Source organism: Amycolatopsis oliviviridis, assembly GCF_014654365.1.
GTDB lineage: Bacteria > Actinomycetota > Actinomycetes > Mycobacteriales > Pseudonocardiaceae > Amycolatopsis > Amycolatopsis oliviviridis.
This window is the reverse complement of record NZ_BNAY01000001.1, coordinates 351802-369929: the sequence shown is the minus strand read 5'-3', so window position 1 is coordinate 369929 and position 18128 is coordinate 351802. Positions and strand designations below refer to the sequence as shown.

18 protein-coding genes are annotated in these 18128 nt (G+C 68.3%); 9 read left to right on the top strand and 9 right to left on the bottom strand.

Going from position 1 to position 18128, the window contains the following annotated elements:
- Window positions 1-34: 34 nt before the first annotated feature.
- The 3 genes from IE302_RS01265 to IE302_RS01255 are packed head-to-tail and all read left to right on the top strand — an operon-like array spanning window position 35 to window position 4077.
- Complete coding sequence (locus tag IE302_RS01265) at window positions 35-1747, top strand: ABC transporter ATP-binding protein (protein ID WP_191250874.1); 1713 nt, start codon at window positions 35-37, stop codon at window positions 1745-1747.
- Complete coding sequence (locus IE302_RS01260) at window positions 1744-3510, top strand: ABC transporter ATP-binding protein (protein WP_191250873.1); 1767 nt, start codon at window positions 1744-1746, stop codon at window positions 3508-3510. Before IE302_RS01265 ends, IE302_RS01260 begins: the two co-directional genes overlap by 4 nt.
- A 9-nt stretch (window positions 3511-3519) precedes the next feature.
- Window positions 3520-4077, top strand: a complete 558-nt coding sequence (locus tag IE302_RS01255) for a TetR/AcrR family transcriptional regulator (protein WP_191250871.1) — start codon at window positions 3520-3522, stop codon at window positions 4075-4077.
- A gap of 78 nt (window positions 4078-4155) precedes the next feature.
- Here IE302_RS01255 and IE302_RS01250 read toward each other — a convergent pair whose 3' ends face one another.
- Window positions 4156-5769 carry a hypothetical protein gene (locus IE302_RS01250; protein ID WP_191250869.1) on the bottom strand — a complete coding sequence of 538 codons (1614 nt, stop codon included), beginning with the start codon at window positions 5767-5769 and terminating at the stop codon, window positions 4156-4158.
- Between the two features lie 497 nt (window positions 5770-6266).
- On the opposite strand from IE302_RS01250, the gene IE302_RS01245 reads away from it, so the two are divergent.
- The 5 genes from IE302_RS01245 to IE302_RS01225 all read left to right on the top strand — a co-directional run bounded on the left by IE302_RS01245 (window position 6267) and on the right by IE302_RS01225 (window position 11693).
- Complete coding sequence (locus tag IE302_RS01245) at window positions 6267-9251, top strand: 3-keto-alpha-glucoside-1,2-lyase-like domain-containing protein (RefSeq protein ID WP_191250866.1); 2985 nt, start codon at window positions 6267-6269, stop codon at window positions 9249-9251.
- 84 nt (window positions 9252-9335) lie between these two features.
- Window positions 9336-10055, top strand: a complete 720-nt coding sequence (locus tag IE302_RS01240) for a transglycosylase SLT domain-containing protein (RefSeq protein ID WP_191250864.1) — start codon at window positions 9336-9338, stop codon at window positions 10053-10055.
- Window positions 10056-10072: 17 nt separating this feature from the next.
- Window positions 10073-11113 (top strand): CHAP domain-containing protein, encoded by a 1041-nt coding sequence (locus IE302_RS01235; RefSeq protein WP_191250862.1) that lies wholly within the window; start codon window positions 10073-10075, stop codon window positions 11111-11113.
- Window positions 11110-11376, top strand: a complete 267-nt coding sequence (locus IE302_RS01230) for a YbaB/EbfC family DNA-binding protein (protein ID WP_191250860.1) — start codon at window positions 11110-11112, stop codon at window positions 11374-11376. The genes IE302_RS01235 and IE302_RS01230 overlap by 4 nt, the downstream gene beginning before the upstream one ends.
- Window positions 11373-11693, top strand: a complete 321-nt coding sequence (locus tag IE302_RS01225) for a YbaB/EbfC family nucleoid-associated protein (protein ID WP_191250859.1) — start codon at window positions 11373-11375, stop codon at window positions 11691-11693. The genes IE302_RS01230 and IE302_RS01225 overlap by 4 nt, the downstream gene beginning before the upstream one ends.
- On the opposite strand, the gene IE302_RS01220 is transcribed toward IE302_RS01225, so the two are convergent.
- Window positions 11694-12464, bottom strand: a complete 771-nt coding sequence (locus IE302_RS01220; protein ID WP_191250857.1) for an ESX secretion-associated protein EspG — start codon at window positions 12462-12464, stop codon at window positions 11694-11696.
- A gap of 97 nt (window positions 12465-12561) precedes the next feature.
- On the opposite strand from IE302_RS01220, the gene IE302_RS01215 reads away from it, so the two are divergent.
- Window positions 12562-13371 (top strand): helix-turn-helix transcriptional regulator, encoded by an 810-nt coding sequence (locus IE302_RS01215; RefSeq protein ID WP_191250855.1) that lies wholly within the window; start codon window positions 12562-12564, stop codon window positions 13369-13371.
- Here the strand turns inward: IE302_RS01215 and IE302_RS01210 are convergent.
- The 7 genes from IE302_RS01210 to IE302_RS01180 form a co-directional block, all read right to left on the bottom strand.
- The gene (locus IE302_RS01210) at window positions 13346-13891 is read right to left on the bottom strand and encodes a hypothetical protein (RefSeq protein WP_191250853.1); all 546 of its coding nucleotides are present in this window, start codon (window positions 13889-13891) and stop codon (window positions 13346-13348) included. The genes IE302_RS01215 and IE302_RS01210 overlap by 26 nt on opposite strands.
- The gene (locus IE302_RS01205; RefSeq protein WP_191250852.1) at window positions 13888-14619 is read right to left on the bottom strand and encodes a hypothetical protein; all 732 of its coding nucleotides are present in this window, start codon (window positions 14617-14619) and stop codon (window positions 13888-13890) included. Before IE302_RS01205 ends, IE302_RS01210 begins: the two co-directional genes overlap by 4 nt.
- A complete protein-coding gene (locus tag IE302_RS01200) occupies window positions 14619-14918 on the bottom strand; it encodes a type VII secretion target (RefSeq protein WP_191250851.1) in 300 nt (99 codons plus the stop codon). The genes IE302_RS01205 and IE302_RS01200 overlap by 1 nt, the downstream gene beginning before the upstream one ends.
- The gene (locus IE302_RS01195) at window positions 14915-16078 is read right to left on the bottom strand and encodes a PPE domain-containing protein (RefSeq protein WP_191250850.1); all 1164 of its coding nucleotides are present in this window, start codon (window positions 16076-16078) and stop codon (window positions 14915-14917) included. The genes IE302_RS01200 and IE302_RS01195 overlap by 4 nt, the downstream gene beginning before the upstream one ends.
- Window positions 16068-16547 carry a hypothetical protein gene (locus IE302_RS01190; RefSeq protein ID WP_191250849.1) on the bottom strand — a complete coding sequence of 160 codons (480 nt, stop codon included), beginning with the start codon at window positions 16545-16547 and terminating at the stop codon, window positions 16068-16070. Before IE302_RS01190 ends, IE302_RS01195 begins: the two co-directional genes overlap by 11 nt.
- Window positions 16548-16685: 138 nt before the next feature.
- A complete protein-coding gene (locus IE302_RS01185) occupies window positions 16686-17144 on the bottom strand; it encodes a MarR family winged helix-turn-helix transcriptional regulator (RefSeq protein ID WP_229907538.1) in 459 nt (152 codons plus the stop codon).
- A gap of 131 nt (window positions 17145-17275) precedes the next feature.
- Entirely contained in the window at window positions 17276-18043 is a 768-nt protein-coding gene (locus tag IE302_RS01180; protein WP_191250847.1) for an EI24 domain-containing protein, read from the bottom strand.
- Window positions 18044-18128: the final 85 nt, after the last annotated feature.

Sequence of the window (18128 nt, the reverse complement as noted above, 5' to 3'; positions counted from 1 at the left end):
GGTAACCCTAAATCAACTAGCGAAGGGGGTGCCGGTGGGACGCATCATGACGCTGGCGACCGGAGTCCGCCGCTACCTCGTGGCCGGCGTTCTCCTGCGCGTCGCGGTGACTTGCACCTACATCGGCCAAGGGCTGCTGCTCGCCCGGGTACTCGGGCAAATGCTGACCGGGCAAGGGATCGGCGAGCAGATCTGGCCACTGGCCGGGGTCGGGGCGGTCGCCCTGCTCCGGTTCGGGCTGACGTGGATCGCGGAGATCGTCGGACAGCTCACCGCGGCCGCGACGAAACAGGAGCTGAGGACTCGGGCGTTCGCGAAACTGGCCGAACTCGGCCCGGGGCACATGTCCGGTGAACGCACCGGCGAACTGAAGGGCGCGCTCGTCGAGGGCATCGAGTCCTTGGAGGCGTACTACGCCCGCTACGTGCCCTCGCTCGTCGCGGTCGCGGTGACACCGCTGATCGTGCTGGCGGTCCTGGTGGGACACGATCCGTGGTCCGCGGCGATCGTGGCGGCGTTCGTGGTCGCCGCGCTGATCCTGCCCAAGCTCTGGTCGCGGATGCTGAAGCGCCGCGGCGACGAGCTGATGACCGCGTACCTCGGGATGGGCGCGACCGTGCTGGACACGCTGCAGGGCCTGGTCACGCTCAAGGCGTTCGGCGCGGCGGGACGGCGTCGAGAAGAACTGGCGACCGTGTCGGACCGGCTGATCACCGGATGGAACCGGGTGATGGCGGTCGCGCTGATCGCGCAGATGATCTACACCCTCGCGATCGTCGGCGGGGTGGCGGTGACGGTCGCGGTCGCCTCGGTCCGGGCGGCGGGCGGATCACTCGACGTCGGGGCGTTGTTCGTCGTCCTGGTGCTCTCCGGCGAGGCACTGCGCGCGGTCGGCGTGCTGGCCACGTCGTTCCACGCCAGTTACGACGCCGCGAGCGCTGCCGACGTGCTGCACAAGCTGTTCGCTCAGCGGCCGCCCGCTCCGGAGCGCCCGGGGGTCGTTCCGGCCGAGGGACTCACCGCGTCGGTCGGGTTCGAGGACGTGTCCTTCGCCTACACGGAAGGCGAGACCGTCCTCAGTGGACTCACTTTGCGTCTCTCCCCGGGCGAGACGGTCGCGGTCGTCGGCCCGTCGGGAGCGGGGAAATCCACGCTCGTCGCGCTCCTGCAACGGTTCGTGGACCCCGGCGCGGGACGGGTGACGCTGGGCGGACACGATCTGCGCGACCTGCCACTCGATCAGATCCGGTCGATGATCGGGCTCGTCTCGCAGGACACCCACCTGTTCGGCGGCACCATCCGGGACAACATCGCGCTGGCCCGGCCGGACGCCTCGGACGAGCAGATCGCCGCCGCGGCACGGGTCGCCGACATCCACGACTTCGTCACCGGCCTGCCGGACGGGTACGCCACCGAGGTCGGGGAACGGGGCCTGCTGCTCTCCGGCGGGCAGCGTCAACGGGTGGCGATCGCGCGGGCGGTCCTGCTGGACGCGCCGATCCTGGTGCTGGACGAGGCCACGGCGAGCGTCGACGCGGCCACCGAGGCGTCGATCCAGGCCGCGCTCGGGCAGCTGACCAGGAACCGCACCACGCTGGTGATCGCGCATCGGCTGTCCACCGTGCGCGACGCGGACCGCATCGTCGTCCTCGACGCGGGCGTGGTCCGCGAAACGGGAACGCATGACGAACTCCTCGCCCGCTCCGGGCGCTACGCCGATCTCCTCTCCGCACAGGGAGCCTCATGAACACCGCCGTCCATTCCCCGCTCCGCGCGACGCTGAACCGTGCGCGACAAGGGAAAACCTCCTTGGTCCTCGCTCTGATCGGGGGCGTCGCCCAGCACGCCGGGGCCGTCGTCGCCACGGCCGCCGGAGCTTGGCTGATCGCGACCGCCGTGTCCGGTGCCGAAGCCGGCGACCTCTCCCCCGGCCTGCTCGTCCTCGGTGTCGCCGTCGTCGTCGCCGGTGCCGGGACCTGGGCGGCCGCGCAGTTCGGGCACGCCTTCGCCTTCCGGTATCAGGCGGGCCTGCGCCTGGCGCTCTACGACGGGCTGGAACGCAGCGCTCCCCGCGAGCTGCAGGGAAGGCGCACCGGTGAGGTCGCGGCGATCGCGATGGGCGACATCGAACAGCTCGAACTGTTCTTCGCGCATCTGCTTCCCGGTGTCCTCAACGCGGTGACCATCGGCGTCGCGAGCGTCGCCGCCCTCGCCACGACCGACGTCCGGCTGGCCGTCGCGGCGGGTGCCGGCATGCTGCTGACCAGCCTGGTGCCGATCGTCGTGGCACGCCGGACCGAACGCGACGGGCAGCGGCTCCGCGAGGAGATCGGCGGGCTCAACGGCGACGTCGTCGACGGCGTGCAAGGGATCCGTGAACTGCTGGCGTTCGGCCGGGTCGGGTCCTGGCAGGCGAAACTGACCGAGCGCACCTCGGCGATCCGCCGCCACCAGCTCGCGCACGGCCGCGCGGTCGGCTTCCAGAACGGCGTGACCGACCTGCTTTCGTCCGCCACCACGATCACCGTCCTGATCACCGCGGTCGTCCTGAGCGCGTCGGGCGGGATCACGCTGGCGACCGCCACCGTCGCGGTCGGCCTCGTCATCGCCGCCGTCCGCCCGGTCACCGAAGTGGTCGAGATGGCGGGACAGCTGTCGCCCCTGCGCGCCAGTGCCCGCCGGGTCGTGGAGCTGATCGACCAGCCGGCGCAGGTTCCCGACAGCGCGACCGCCGCGCCGCGGGTGGGCTCCCCCGACGTGCGCTTCGATCACGTGTCCTTCTCCTACGAACCCGGCCGTCCCGTCCTCGACGACGTCTCCTTCGACGTGCCCGCCGGTGCGACGGTCGCGATCGTCGGGCACTCCGGCGCCGGCAAGTCGACCTGCGTCAACCTGCTGCTGCGGTTCTGGGACGTCGAACGGGGCGCCGTCACGCTCGGCGGCCACGACCTGCGGGACTTCCCGTTGGACGACCTGCGGGAGCACATCACCGTCATCCCCCAGGACGTCTATCTGTTCGACGCCACCATCGCCGACAATCTCCGCCTGGGACGGCCAGGCGCGACACTCCCCGAACTCCGGGACGCCGCCCGCGCCGCCAACGCGCACGGCTTCATCGAGGCCCTGCCCGAGGGGTACGACACGAAGGCGGGCGAGCGAGGGCTGCGGCTTTCCGGCGGCCAGCGTCAGCGCCTCGCCATCGCCCGCGCACTCGTCTCCCCGGCGTCGGTCCTGGTCATGGACGAGGCCGCGTCGAACCTCGACACCGAGAACGAACGGGACATCCAGGCGGCGCTGCGGAATCTGCGGCGCGGGCACACCACGATCATCATCGCCCACCGCCTGTCGACGATCCGCGACGCCGACCGCATCGTCGTCCTCGACGCGGGCACCGTCGCCGAAACCGGCACCCACGAGGAGCTCCTGGCCCGAAGCGGTCGCTACGCCCGGCTCATCGCGGCTCAGCGTGACGGCGTCGTCGGTCTCGTACCGGATCTTGAGCCGTCTTAAGCTGAAGGCATGAAGAGCACGGCACCCAGGACCAAACCCTCGGACGAGCGCCGGACGGATCTGCTCGACGCGACCGAGGAGCTGGTCCAGAAACAGGGAGCCGAACGGCTCACCGTCGAAGACGTCACCACGGGGGCGGGCGTCGCGAAGGGCACTTTCTATCTCCACTTCACGAGCAAGGGAGATCTGCTGGACGCGCTGAGGGACCGCTACGTACGCCGGTTCGCCGACGCCCAGCTCACCGCCGCACGGGCGGAGGGCGGCGTCGCCGGGGCACGGGCGTGGGTACGGGCGGGCGTCACGGAATACCTCCGGGACGTCCGCCTCCACGACGTTCTCTTCCACCCCACGGCGCGCGGGGAACGGGACACGCCGAACACGGTCGTCGACACGTTCGCCGAGTTCCTCGCGGCACTGGACTCGCCCCCGCCGGATCCGGAGGCGACGGCCTTGATCCTGTACTCGGCGATGCACGGGGTGACGGACCACATCGTGCACGCGCCGGAGATGAGCGACCGGTTGCTGGCGGGGTTGGACCGGCTCGTGGACTCCCTTATCAGGAACTGAACCAACCTCGCGGATTCAACAGAATTATTCGACTCCGGCAGCCTTAAACCCAGAACGCTTTAGGATAAACTAATTCTATTATAGTCCATACAACTTCAGACCGATGTGATCAACAATGAAGCGAAACTCTTCCGAGTCGACGCCAAAATAGATTCGACCAACACGATCCGGCGACGTATTGTCATCAAGCTTGACATGTGGTATGCGGCTATGAAAGCGCCCTTCAAATTCAAATTTGTCCAACCCGCTCCGCGTAAGCCCCTTGTCGCTCATTGCAACCCTAAGAGGGTATTTCTCCCCGATCCAATCTTCGAGACGCTGCCCCAGATGGCCACCAGATTCCCTATAGCCCACTGACGCTCGCGCCAAATCAATCAGCGCGTCACGCATAGCGGCCGGATATGGATACTGAGACTTATGCCAAGACTTAACCGAGTTCTCGGTGTACTCGAATGAACCCCCGCTCACCTCTTTGATAAATACAAGAAGGTCCTCAATGTTGTCATTTGCACAATCAGGCGCCTCACTCCAGTCGCGCGCCGCAACCCCCTTCCCTTCGCGAACCAACTTAAAATATTCTGACTTCCAACTCTCCAGCTGATACCGATAATCCTCCATCATCTGCAACTGCCCTCGAAGCTGATCCTTTTCTACCAAAAGATCATTATTTAATCCCTCCATTTCTGTCAATTCATTCTGCTTTTGCTCGTAAGCTTCCGTCAGTACGCGGATCTCTTCCAGCTGATCCCCTAAAGCGCGGGCCTCATTTAGCCTTTTCTTGGACTTACCAGCGCGATCCAATCTCTCCGCAGCAACAGCCGCATCCCACCCAATATCCCTTCCGCGGGCAATAACGGAAATTGGTGCCAACAATCGCATTATCTGCTGAACGGCATACTCGATACCATTACGCGAGATCTCTTCGGCAGAGAAGTACGGCTGTCGCAGTGACCTATCCGGCCAGTAGAGACGTGCGCCACCATAGGGAACTTGATCATCAAGGAATCCCTTATTGAACTCTTGACACAGAAACGGCGACAAGGTCGCAACGCGAGCAAGCCCTTGCAGTTCCTGAGCAGCCCTATACGCAAATTCCCTGGCGGAATTGCTGTTCGAACCTACAACAAGAATGGGAAGCCTGGTTAAATTCTTCACCGCATCAACAAGTGGACCAAGCTCCTCTCGCGTTCGAATGGGCACATAACGGTCGTCCACGTACTGGCCTAGCACTCGAACATGCAGCTTTGAGTTACGAGTGACATCAAGAATAAGACGAGGCCGGCGAAGTATCTCGAATGGCACCGGCGAAAGCCATCCAGTCGTAATATCTCTACCCATGACAACTCGCAGTCTAGCCTGATTTTCGTCGTGCGATACTGTAATTCGAGTCTGGAACCACGTTCCCTCGGCAAGGAGAGGCTGACGGACATCAATCCGAAAAGAACGTTCGACTCCACCAGTAGCGCCAGCCAGTTTCCACGAAGCTTTGCGCGAACTTTCAGTCTTACCCTCTACGCTCACCTTTAGGTACTCTGCCTCCCCGTCTTTTTTCAGGTCAGCAATACTTGGACAGGCACTGGCTCCCCACGCCAGCCATCCATGCAGATGCTCCATGAGAATTTCATAAGCACCCAAAGGATCTTCCGATTCAGTCGCCATGACATCGAACTCAACTGCATACAGCATCTGCATGGCCACTCCTACCACTTGAACCACACCTCAGGTCGATACCTAGTCGAGACAAAAAGGCCCAGCGTTACAGACTTGAACCCAGAGATCTTGAAAGTTAATTGCTTTGTAACTACAGAAACTAGCCGCCAGTCGGCGGCAGCCCCAAGAGATCTGCACAGTGGGATCGACCATTGCCAGACAAGACGCAGTGCATGCCTGACGCGAAATAGAGACAAACTTTCCATGCATCTTGTTCATTGCCGCCCAAGTGGACGGTTCCACTTCTCCCGCGCCTCGCCTAGCAGGCCGCCCTGCCTGGAGCAGCATGACCATGGTCGCCCAGGCAAGTCTCCGCGCTCACCATGGATGCTCGGCCCTCGCGGCGCAAACGTCTCCCCGAGGGCCGTTCGGGGTAACTTTCGTCCGAGTTGTACATACTTTCGTTGACTCCAGGCGAAAGTCCTCTTAGGTTCAGCGGACGTCACAGAGGTGCTCCGCCGCCGACCTGAGGGGCAACGATGCTTCCGTCTGTCCGCAAGCGCTTCAACCGGTCCATAGTCGCCTCGTTGGCGCTGGTCACAGGCCTGTCAGGGCTGGTGACGGCTCCGGCCGAAGCGGCCGTCCCACCCCAGCAACCCGGTGTCACGCTCCGCACGTACGACCTGCAACGCGAGATCACCAAGCTCTGCGCGATCAAATCCGGCCAGACCCCCAACGTCGACAAGCTGATGCCGACGATCAACTGGACCGGCACTGCCGACTTCGGGTTGAACGAGCAGTTCGTCTCGGAGGTCATCGCCAACATCAACATCGCGACGGCCGGGCAGTACGAATTCCGGCTCACCAGCGACGACGGCTCCCGGCTCAGCATCGACGGCCAGACGGTGATCAACCACGACGGCCTGCACGGAGCGACCCCCGCGACCGGCTCGGTCCAGCTGGGCACGGGGTATCACGCGCTGCGGATCGACCATTTCGACAACACCAACGACCAGCAGATCACCCTGGAATGGCGGCCACCGGGCGCGGGTGACTTCGCGCTCGTGCCGAATTCGGTGCTCAGCACCGACGCCGACGTCGTCCGCGTGACCGCGCCGGGACGCAAGGAATGCGAGGGCGCCGCGGACTCGCCCGGTGACGGCCTGCCGCTGAACGCCGTCCACCCCGGCTTCACGCTGACGAACCTGCGCCCAGAAGGGTTCCAGCCGCAGGTCACCGGGATGGACTGGCTGCCGGACGGCCGGCTCGCCATCGCCACCTGGGGCGGGTCCGACAAGGTCCTCGGCGAGGTGCACCTGCTGAGCAACGTCAGCGGGAACACCGACCCGAGCAAGGTGCGGAGCAAGCGCGTCGCCAGCGGCCTGAAGGAGCCGATGGGCGTCAAGTACGTCGACGGCAAGCTGTACGTGTCGGAGAAGACGCGGCTCGTCGAACTGAACGACACCAACGGCGACGGCGTGACCGACGACTACCGCACCGTCGCCACCTGGCCGTTCGGCGGCAACTTCCACGAGTTCGCGTTCGGCCTGCTGTACAAGGACGGCTTCTTCTACGCCAACCTCTCCGTGGCCATCAACTACGGCGGCGCGACGACCGATCCGCAGCCCGCCGCGAACCGCGGGACCACGATCAAGGTCAACAAGGCCACCGGTCAAGTGTCCTACATCGCCGGCGGGCTGCGTACGCCGCACGGTATCGGCTGGGGCCCGGAAGGCGACGTCTTCGTCACGGACAACCAGGGCGGCTGGCTGCCGGCGAACAAGCTCGTCCGGGTCAAGCAGGACCGCTTCTTCAACCATTACACCAATCCCCCGGGTCCGTTCGACGCGAAGCCGGTCACCGCGCCGGTGTTGTGGTTGCCCCACAACGAGATCGCGAACTCGCCGAGCAACATGGTCATGCTGTCGCAGGGCCCCTTCGCCGGACAGATGGTGTACGGCGACGTGACCTACGGCGGGCTCCAGCGCGCCTTCCTGGAGAAGGTCAACGGCGAGTACCAGGGTGCGGTCTTCCGGCTCACGCAAGGACTCGAATCGGGCGTCAGCCGGATCAGCCTCGGCCCCGACGGCGCGATCTACACCGGCGGGATCGACGGCGGCGGGAACTGGGGCCAGCCCGGCAAGCTCGCCTACGGCCTCCAGAAGGTGACGCCCAACGGCACGAACGCCTTCGACATCCGGGCGATGCGGGCCGTCGCGGGCGGCTTCGAACTCGAGTACACCCAGCCGCTGTCGGCCGCGACCGCGCAGAACCTCGCGGCGAAATACCAGGCACAGCAGTGGCGCTACCAGCCCACTCCCGCGTACGGCGGGCCGAAGGTCGACGAGCAGACCCTGTCCGTCACCTTCGCGAGCCTGTCCCCCGACCGCAAGAAGGTCACGCTGCAGGTGGCGGGCCTGAAGGCGGGACACGTGGTGCACGTCCGCTCTCCGCGCCCGTTCGCGTCGGAGTCCGGTGCGGCGCTGTGGAGCACGGAGGCCTGGTACACGCTGAACTCGTTGGTCGGCGGACCGCCGGCGAGCACGACCTACGAGGCCGAGCGGGCCGCGCTCAGCGGTGGCGCCGCGGCGAACACGAACCACAAGGGCTACACGGGCACCGGGTTCGTGGACGGCTACTGGAACCAGGGCGCAGCGACGACGTTCACCGTGAACGCGCCCAAGACCGGTGCCTACAACGCGGCGCTGCGGTACTCGAACGGCCCGGATCCGGCGCCAGGGACCAAATCCGTGACCGTCTACGTCAACGGCGCCAAGGTCAAACAAGTCAGGCTCGCCAGCACCGGCAATTGGGACACCTGGAACACGCAGCCCGACACGCTCAACCTCAAAGCCGGGTCGAACACGATCTCCTACCGCTACGACACGGGCGACGCGGGCAACGTCAACCTCGACAGCCTCACGCTCACCGAGTCCCGGCGTATCCAGCTGTTCAAGGGCACCGACCTGAACGCCTGGGAGAAACGCGCGGGCGGCGCCGCGACCTGGCCGGTGTCCGGCGGCGCGATGGAGTCCAACGGCGGCGACATCCGCACGAAGCAGCAGTTCGGCGACTTCCAGCTGCACGCCGAATGGAACGAGCCGAACTACCCGCCGGAGGTCACCGGGCAGCAGCGGGGCAACAGCGGCATCTACCTCCAGGAACGCTACGAACTGCAGGTCCTGGAATCGTTCGGGGACACCACGCTCGCCAACAACGAGGCGGGCGCGATCTACTCGAAACGGGCGCCTGACCGGAACATGGCGACGGCGCCTGGGACCTGGCAGACCTACGACGTCACGTTCCGCGCCGCGCGGTTCGACGGTGCCGGGAACAAGACCGACAACGCCCGGGTGACCGTGGTCTGGAACGGTGTCGTGGTCCACAACGACGTCGAGATCGACGGCGGCACGGGCGACAGCAACCCGGAGAACGCCGGGCCGGGCGCGATCCGGCTGCAGGATCACGGGGATCCCGGGGAGAATCCGCGGTTCCGCAACATCTGGATCGAACCGATCGCCTAGCGAGGGCTGACCGCCTGTGCAACGCACGTGTCCACGCGTGCAACGCCGGTTCCCCCGGCGCGCACAGGCGGTCAAGCTCGGTGCATGACCAAGCTGATCCCGGAGCAGATCGCCCGGCACGCCCACGAAGCCGGGTTTCGCGGCGACGGGCTGACCACGGCGGTGGCGGTCGCGCTCGCCGAATCCGGCGGGAACACCCGCGCCCACAACGCGACCCCGCCCGACGATTCCTACGGGCTCTGGCAGATCAACATGCTGGGCGCGATGGGGCCGGAGCGGCGCAGGCAGTTCGGCCTCGACTCGAACTCCGAACTGTTCGACGCCACCACCAACGCCAAGGCCGCCAACACCATCTCGAACGACGGCCGCTCGTGGACGCCGTGGTCGACCTACACGAACGGCGCCTACCGGCGTCACCTGCCCGAGGCGCGCAAGGCGGCCGAAGCCGTGCGAAAACACCACGGCAAGCCCAGCGGCGGTGGGGCGGGTATCGGGCGGATCCGGGTCGACGGCCGGACGCTGGACGGCTTCATGCGGCGCACCCGACGGGTTGGTGACGCGCTCACCGCCACCTCCGCGAACCAGGTCAAGGACGTCCGGTCGATCGCCGACGACAGCTTCGGCAAGATCGGCAAGGAATCCGGGTTCGCCGACGCGCTCGGCGATTTCGGCGCCGCCCTGCAGAGCCAGGTCAAGGCCGTCGGCGGATCCGCCGACCGGCTCGCGGACGCCGCCGCCAAAGCCCGCAAGGCCTATCACGACCGCGATGCCTCGTCCGCCGCGGCACTGAACCGGCTCGCCTGAAAGCGTTGGAGACCTCGATGGACACTCTTGCCACCGCGCGGCATTTCGCCGCGGACATCCTGGCGCACCGGAACAAGCTCGCGGGCAAGGCGGAGGACGCCGCCCGTGTCCAGTTCGCCCTGCACCAGGTCTCGAAGACCCTGCACGACCAGCACGACGCGCACAAGCGGGAGACCGACGTCGTGCTCGCCCATTGGGAGGGCAAGGCTTCGGAGGAGTTCGAGCGCACCACGGCGCGGCTGCGGAAGGACATCCGCCTCACCGCCGACGCGAGCACCGAAGCCGAACGGGTCGTCGCCCGCGTGACGTCCACTGTGGACGGAGGTCACACCGCTGTCCAGCGGCTCGCCGACGAGTACATCGCCAAGGCGAAGAAGCTCCTCGACGACGCCACCGCCGTGGGGTCGCGGGCCGCGATGGCCACCGCGATCGCCGCGGCCGCCGATCTCGCGCCGCGGTACACGAAACAGTCGGCCGCGACGCTGCGGAAGGTGAACGGCGAACTCACCGAAGCCGCCGGCAAGCTGCGGGGCCTGCGCAAGGAACTGCGGCACGACGGCGTCGCCGATCGCAAGGTCGAGGACCATCCCGCCGCCGGGCACGGCAAGCCGGGCAAGACCACCCCGAACAAGGCGACCTCTCGCGGTCAGAAGGCCGTTTCCGCGGCGCGCAAGGAACTCGGTACACGGGAGAACCCGCCCGGCAGCAACCGGAACCCGTACGGGCCGACGGCGGCGTGGTGCTCGTCGTTCGCGACCGCGATGTGGCGCAAGGCCGGGGTGGACATCCCGATCCTGCCCTTCACCGGCGACGTCTACCGCTGGGGACAGCGGCACGGGAAGGCGTACGGCCGGAACTCCCTGCACGACGCCAAACCCGGCGACGTGCTCCTGTTCGGGACCGGGCCGCAGAGCCCGTCGACGAGCACTCACATCGGCATCGTGGAGAAGGTCGAGGGGAACAAGGTGACGATGATCGAGGGCAACTCCGGGGACGCCGTGCGCCGCAACACGCACACGCTGTCGGGTTCCACCTTCTACGGCGGGGTGCGCCCGTGATCACCGGGAAGGCACGGGATCGCGTCGCCTCGGTCGAGGTGGAACCGGGCGGGGCGCTGCGGGATCTGCGGATCGAGGAGGCCGCGCTGCGCTTGGACCCTCGGGAACTCTCCCGGCGGATCCTCGGCCTGGTGGACCGGGCGGCCGCGCAGGCGAGCCGACGGCTCGATCTGGACGACGCGGAGTCGCTGAGGCTCGGGACGAGCGCCGAACTGGCCGAGGCGATCGAAGAGACGACTCCGGAGACGTGGAGGGTCCAGTGATCGACGAACGCGGTATCGACGAACGCAGCGTCGAGCGCTTGCTCGAAGACGCCGAGACCCCGGACACCGACTACAGCGCCCGCTTGGCCGCGGTGACCGGCGAGGCGAGCGAGGGTGGCGTCACGGTCACCGTCGACCTGTACGGAAAGCCGGTCGGGCTGCGGTTCGAGCCGGGTGCGCTGACCTCGCGCGCGAGCGAGCTGTCCGCCCTGGTGCTCCGGCTCGCCGCCGAGGCGACCATCTCCGCACTCGACGCCGGCGAGTCCGTCGTGGACGGTCTCACCGGGGATTTCCCTTCGCCCGCTTGGCGTTCGTGATCAGGAGACGTCGTCGATCAGCAGGCCGAGGCGGGCGGCGAGCCAGGCGGCGTCGGCCGGGGTGACCATCACCCAGGCTTCACCGCCGACGTCTTCGTGGGTGACGGCGTAGCGGCCGGCCTCGGTGTCGAACCAGCTGAGCACCGGGCTCCGGCCGCGGACACCGTTGACCGCGAGCTGCCCGGCGGCGTGGCGGGCCGATGTCACCATCGTCGCGAGGGGACGCACGCTCCGGCCGGTGATCCCGGCGCCGGACAGCGCGCGTTCGAATCCGTCGTAGCCCGCTCGCGCGAAACCGTCCATGGCGGCCGAAAAGGTGGCTCGTGGCAGCCGGAGCTGGTCACCGGGACCGGGCACGCCGTCACCGAGCATCCGGCCGACCGTGGCGACCAGCTCGGCCGCCCGCAGCGGTTCGAGGACCAGGTCCTTCTCGTCCTGGACCGCCAGCACCCCGCGGGCGCCGCGGACCGCCGCGAGCATCCGCCACGGCTGTTCACCGAGCACCAGCGCGTCCACCGACAGCGACGGGGATCCCAGCAGGACGAACAGGTCCTCGATGCCGGGATCGAGTTCGTCGCCGCCGGCGAAACCCGCGTCGGAGAGCCCGGCGAAGACGCGTTCGCCCAGTTCGTCCCGTTCTTCCCTGGTTTCGCCGTGCGAGGGCACGTCGAGCGGATACGGTGACTCGCCGTTCCCGAGGTCGGCCCACAACAGGTCGAATTCCAGCTGCGACAGGACGATGCCCGCCGTACTCGCCGAACGCCGTGCCATGGCCACCTCTCACCTAGCTCCGCCACCCGGCGGGCACGATACCGAGCGAACAGTGAAGATGAACGAGATGTCCCCGACGAATCCGCGAACGGCGCCCATGACCGAAGCAGAAGTCGCGACCGGACAGCTGATCGTCCGTGCCTCCGGCGCGGCGGCCGCCCGCGCGGCGATTCTCGGCGACCGCAAGGCGGGTCCGGACGGCATCCAGCTTCTCCTGCGGTGCACCGTTCCGCGGGCTGTCGCCGAAGACGGCGCGAAGCTCGGCTTCGCCGGCTGTGTCCTGCACGTCCTGCCGATCGGCGGCCACGACGGCGAGACACCGGGCAGGCAGGGCGTCGTCATGCTGACCCTGCCCGCGGCGGAATTCTCGTTGTCCTTCGGCGAGTTGCAGCCGCTGATGTTCCGCCCCGTCCTCGTCGACGCCTCGTTGCGCGCGTTGTTCTCCAGCGCGATCGCCCACGTCCTCGCCGTCAGCGCGGCGCTCGATCCGCACGGCCTCGCCCATCACCTGCGCGGGCTCGCGGAACTGGTGCTGCGCAGCGTCCTGCGTGCGGAACTCGACCGTGCCGACGCGCTCGCGACCCGTCGCCGGGAAGCCGTGCGGTACATGCGCGAGCGTCTCGCCGATCCCTCGCTGGGCGCGGACCAAGTGGCCGAGGCCCTGTACATCTCGCGCCGCCGGCTCTACCAGCTGTTCGACGACGGACAGGGGATCTCCGAGCGGATCAAGGGGTTGCGGGTCGAGCGGGCGAAGACCCTGCTGGGAGATCCGGCGAAGGCCGCGCGGGGCATCGCCGAGATCGCGAAGGACTGCGGTTTCACCAGCGCGGCCCATTTCTCCCGCACCTTCCGGAAGGCCGTCGGGCAAACGCCCCGGGAGTTCAGGGAACGCGCGCTGGCTCACTGAGATCCACCCCCGCGACGAGCGTGCCCGCGAGCGCGGCCACGTCCAGCCAGCCGCGGCCACCGGGCGAATGCAGGGTGAACACCGCGACCCGCGGCCGTCCCGGGTCGAGGACGACGGCTTGAAGCTGCGCGCCCGGCCCGTCGACGGCGATCCGCTCGACGATCACCACCGGGTAGCCGCGGGCGGTCGTCGCGGTGCTGACCTCGCGGATGCCCGGTGCGGTATCGGCGACGGACCAGTTCAGCTCGGCCGCGGACTCGACCGTCATCGGGCGTTCGACGGGAATCGACCCGGCGAGCAGCAAGGCCGGGTCGGCGTCGTGGTGCTCGACGATCGCCAGCAGACCCGCACGGTGTTCGTGGGCGCGTTCGGCGGCCTGGATCGCGGCGGTCTCCAGGCCGAGATCCCGTTCGGCGTCCGGACCGCGGAGGCGGATCAGGAGCGTGTGCAGTTCGGCCGTGGTCCGCTCGACCGAGGACAGGGAGACCGGGGTGATCCCCGGGACGGCCGTCAGTTTCACCGGCCGCCCTGGGAGACGGCCGCGGCGAACGCGGCGGCGGCTCCGGACGGCGGGGTGACCGCCGGACCGGGCGCGCGGGCCAGTGAGGCAGCGAGTTCCTTGCCCAGCGCGGAAAACCGGGCCATCCCGCCGGTGACGTCGGCGAGGTTCACGGCGCCGCCGGGTGCCTCACCGAGCGCGGCGCCGGGTTCGCCGAGCGCCCGCAGCCTGTGCTCGACCCGGGACGCTTCGGCCCGATGCGCCGTCTCCAGCGCTCGGGCCTGGTCCAGGACACGGTCGAGTTCGCTCCGCACCTCTTCGTGCTGTGCCTTCGCCGCCGCGAGATCGGCTTGCGCGGTGGCCGCGGTCCCGGTGGCGAACTGGACGGCGGTCTCCCCGAGTTCCACGGCGTCCGCCGCTTCGAGGAGCGCGCGCCGGAGTGTCACGGCGCGCCGGTCGAGTTGCTCGGCTCGCCTCGTTCCGGCCACGACCGTGCCCGCCCAGGAGGTGAGGATCTCCGCCGTGGCGCGCAACACGGCGGGCGCGGGTTCGAGCGCCGTCCTCGCCGCGGCCGCGCGGGCGGCGACGGTCACGGCGGCTTCGCCTTCCCACTCGCGGGGGACCTCGATCCGGGCGGCGATCGACCCGTCGAGCTTCGCGGCCGCTTCCGAGCAGCGCCGGGCGGCGTCCGCGATCGCGTCCGCGTCACCCGGCGCGGGGTCGAAACCGAGCCCTCGGTATTCGGGCATCACGGATCCCCGGATTCGTGTCGCAGCGTCCAGGCCGCTTCGTCGTCGGTGTCCTCGTAGGTCTTCGCCGCGGTACGGATTCCCGCCGCCGCGCCGTCGAGTCCGGTGTGCGCGGAGCCGATCGACGCCGACCACGGGCCGATCACGGCGTCGAGCGCCGAGGCGATCCCCGCCGGTCCCAGGTCTCCCCCGGCGACGCCGCCGGTCAGCCGGGCGGCTTCGCCCAGTTCTCCCGACACGACCTCCAGCCGCCGTGCCAGCGCCCGCATCGAGTCCGGCTGGGCGCGGTAGCCGCTCATTCGCCGAACACCGGCGGATAGGCGGGCGGGAGATCGTCGAGGAGGTCGTAACCACTGCCGTAGCGGTCGCGATGTTCCTTGTCCTCTTCCCGCTGCTTGCCGGTCATCGGCGGGTACATGCCGAATCCGGCTCCCCCGGCGCCGCCCCGGGCCGCGCCGGCACCCTGGCCGAAACCACCAGGCCCGAAGCCACCCTGTCCGAAACCCCGGCTGTTCCTGGCGGCGTCTTCGCCCGTGAGGACGCCGCCGGGCGAGGACGGTCCGGGGCCGTATCCCGCGCCTTGCCCGGAGCCGGTGGGGAAGTCCACGACCCCGGCCGAAGCCGCGTAGGTGCCGTCTTCGTGAGTCGCCGTACCCGGGCCGGGAACGTCCGGTGCTCCCGGATCCCGCACCGGTGGCTCCGGTTCCTGCCCCTGCTCCACCGGCGGGCGAGTGAGCCGAGGAGGTTCGGGATCGGAAGGCGGGACGACGGGCGGCGGTCCCACCGGGGCCTGGACGTCCGCCGTCTTCGGTGCCGCGGCGAACAACGGCGGCAGCCGGTGCCGGACACCCTGGCTGGCCTCTTCGTACTGTTCCATGACCCGCACCGCTTCGGCCTTCGCCCGGTCCGCCTCCTTTTTGGTCGGGAGTTTGTCGTCGAGGAGGTCGTCCATCATGTACGCGCCGTTGGGACCGTCGAGGGCCTTCACCGCGTAGCCCTGCTGGAACCAGCGTTCGGCGGTGTAGTGCACCGGTTCCGGCATCTTCCGGCGGGCTTCGGTGATCGCCGAGGTGTAGGCGTCGAGGCCGTCGCCGATGTCCCGCGAAGTACTCGCGGCCTCCGCGGCCCACGTGGTGAGCAGGTGCGCCGAGCCGGCGGCCTGTGCCGAGGAGGGCCCGTGCCAGGACAGCAGCAGTCTCTGGACGATCTCGCGGACCGCGACGGCCTCCGTGTCGATCTCCTTGGCCAGCCGGGCCCAGTCGTACGCCCGCTCGCCCAGTTTCGGCGGCTCGGCCGACTTGATCATGTCCCACAACTGGCGATGCTCGTAGCATTCCCAGTTGATCTTCCCCAGCGCGTCGTCCCTCAGGTTGGCCTTGCGACTGCGGACCACTTTTCGCTGTTTGGCCCGCGCGCGGGCGCTCAGCGGATGTCTGTCCGTGTAGTACTCACCGCTCATCGGTCCCCCTCGCGACGGCTTCGACAGCGGTGGCGGCCTCTTCGTCGGTGCGACGGTGCTGGTCGGCGACCAGGCCGATCGCCGTCCGCAACGCGGCGAGCTCGGCGAGGTAGGAGCGGAGCGCGAACTGGACGCCGCCTTCCTCCGCCCCGCCCCGGCGAGCGAAAGACCGGCTCATCGGGACGGACACCGGGCCTTTGCCGTCGGCCAGCGACGTCCCCAGTTCCTGGGCGCCCGCCAGGTGCCGCTCGAGATTCCGCTGGTGCTCTTCGAGCTTCTTCTGGGCCTCCGCGATCTCCGCGTAGTCCAGTTCGATGCGGTCCGAGCCGTCCGCGACGATCGCCGCCGCGCCCTCACCCGACGGTTTCGCGACCTCGCCGGCCTCGGCGACCCGGCCGGTCGGCCGCCGCTGCTCACGCAGCTCGTCGCGGATCCGCTCGGCCTCCGCCTTGCCGTGCACCTTGACCATGCCGTGCGCTCCCTCTCGTCACCGACGCGGTCATCCTCGCCGGTCCGCGGCGCCAAAGCCAGCCTTGAATACACGCCGGGACACGAAGCCTGCACAGCCGGTCAACCGGTGGACCGGTTTCCCGTGCGTGAATTCGCGCTAGCGGCCGCCCAGGTTGTACGCGACGACGGCGCGCAGCATGTCCCGGAACCGGTCCTGATCCTTGTGCTCCAACGGGGCCAGCACCTCGGCCTCGGCCGCCAGGATCGCGGCCTTGGTCGTGTCCAGCAGCTTCCGCCCGGCCTCGGTCCCCTGGATCAGTTTGTTCCGCCTGTCGTCCGGATCCACCACGCGTTCCACCAGCCCGGCGGCCACCAGGTCGTCGACCAGGTACACCATCACGGTGCGGTCGACGTCCAGCTGCCTGCCCAGCTGCGCCTGGTTCCGCGCGCTCCCGTGCACCGCGCCGCACAGCGCCTGGAAGCCCCGCAAGCCGTGCGGGATCCCGGAAACCGCGCTCGCCAGGGCGGCTCCGTGTGCCCGGCACACCTGCCCGAGAAGCCAGCCGAGGTTTTCGTCCAGCCCTTGCGGGAGCGCGCCGATCGCCGAATCCGTCATCTTGCCCATGCTAGCGCCAGATCATCCGCGGAGAAGATCGTCTCCACCGCAGAGGGCCCCTGTTTCGACGTCGCCATCGGCATCTCCGGAGCCGAGTCGGCCGGCGTCTTCCTCAGCGCCCTGCGTAAAGCTCAGGCCACGCGGAGCGGCTGATCCGCCGCGTCCGTCGCGAGGACCTCACGCGCGACGAGCACACCGCCGACGAACGCCACCGGCATCACGATCAACGCGGCGAAAGGGATCAGGCACAACAGCGAGGCGGGAAGCCCGAGACCCAAGGCGAGCGCGCGACGCCGTCGCAGTATCGGACGCCGCTGCTTCAGGCCCATCCCCCGCCGGTAGAACGGCACGGCGATCAGTTCCAGCGCCAGGAACCACGCCGTGACCAGTGCCAGCAGAACCGGGACGACGGTCTGCCCCACCACCGGGATGAACCCCGCGATCATGAGCGGGATCGTGAACATCAGCGAACGCAGCACGAGCACCAGCCCGTCCTTCAGGCCCATCACCAGCAAACGCCACCACGACAGCTCCACCGCGCCGGGCACGCCGCCGAGGTCGTCCTCGACCTTCTCCGCGATGTGCTCGTAGAACGGTCCGCCGACGGCGATCGTGAGCGCGGTGAAACCGATCAGGCAGATGGCCAGCACCGCACCGAACACCCCGACCCCGACCGCGACCCGGATCAGCACCTGCCACCGCGGCGACCACTCGTCGGCGAAGGGGGTGAGCACCAGCGAGAGATCGTCGATCCAGAACGCCAGCGCCACGACGCCGCCGAGCAGCAACAGCGTGGTCAGCACGGCGGGCAGCGCCCCGATCAGCAGCAGCCTCGGCGACCGCAGCAGGATGCCCAGGCCTTGCCAGAACATCCCGAACCCCTTGAAGAAATCCCGCATCGGACATTTCTACCAGTGCTTGTCCGGCCACTTCGGACATAGGCGATTTTCACCGACGCGAAGCCCGGGCCCCCGCTGCGAGATT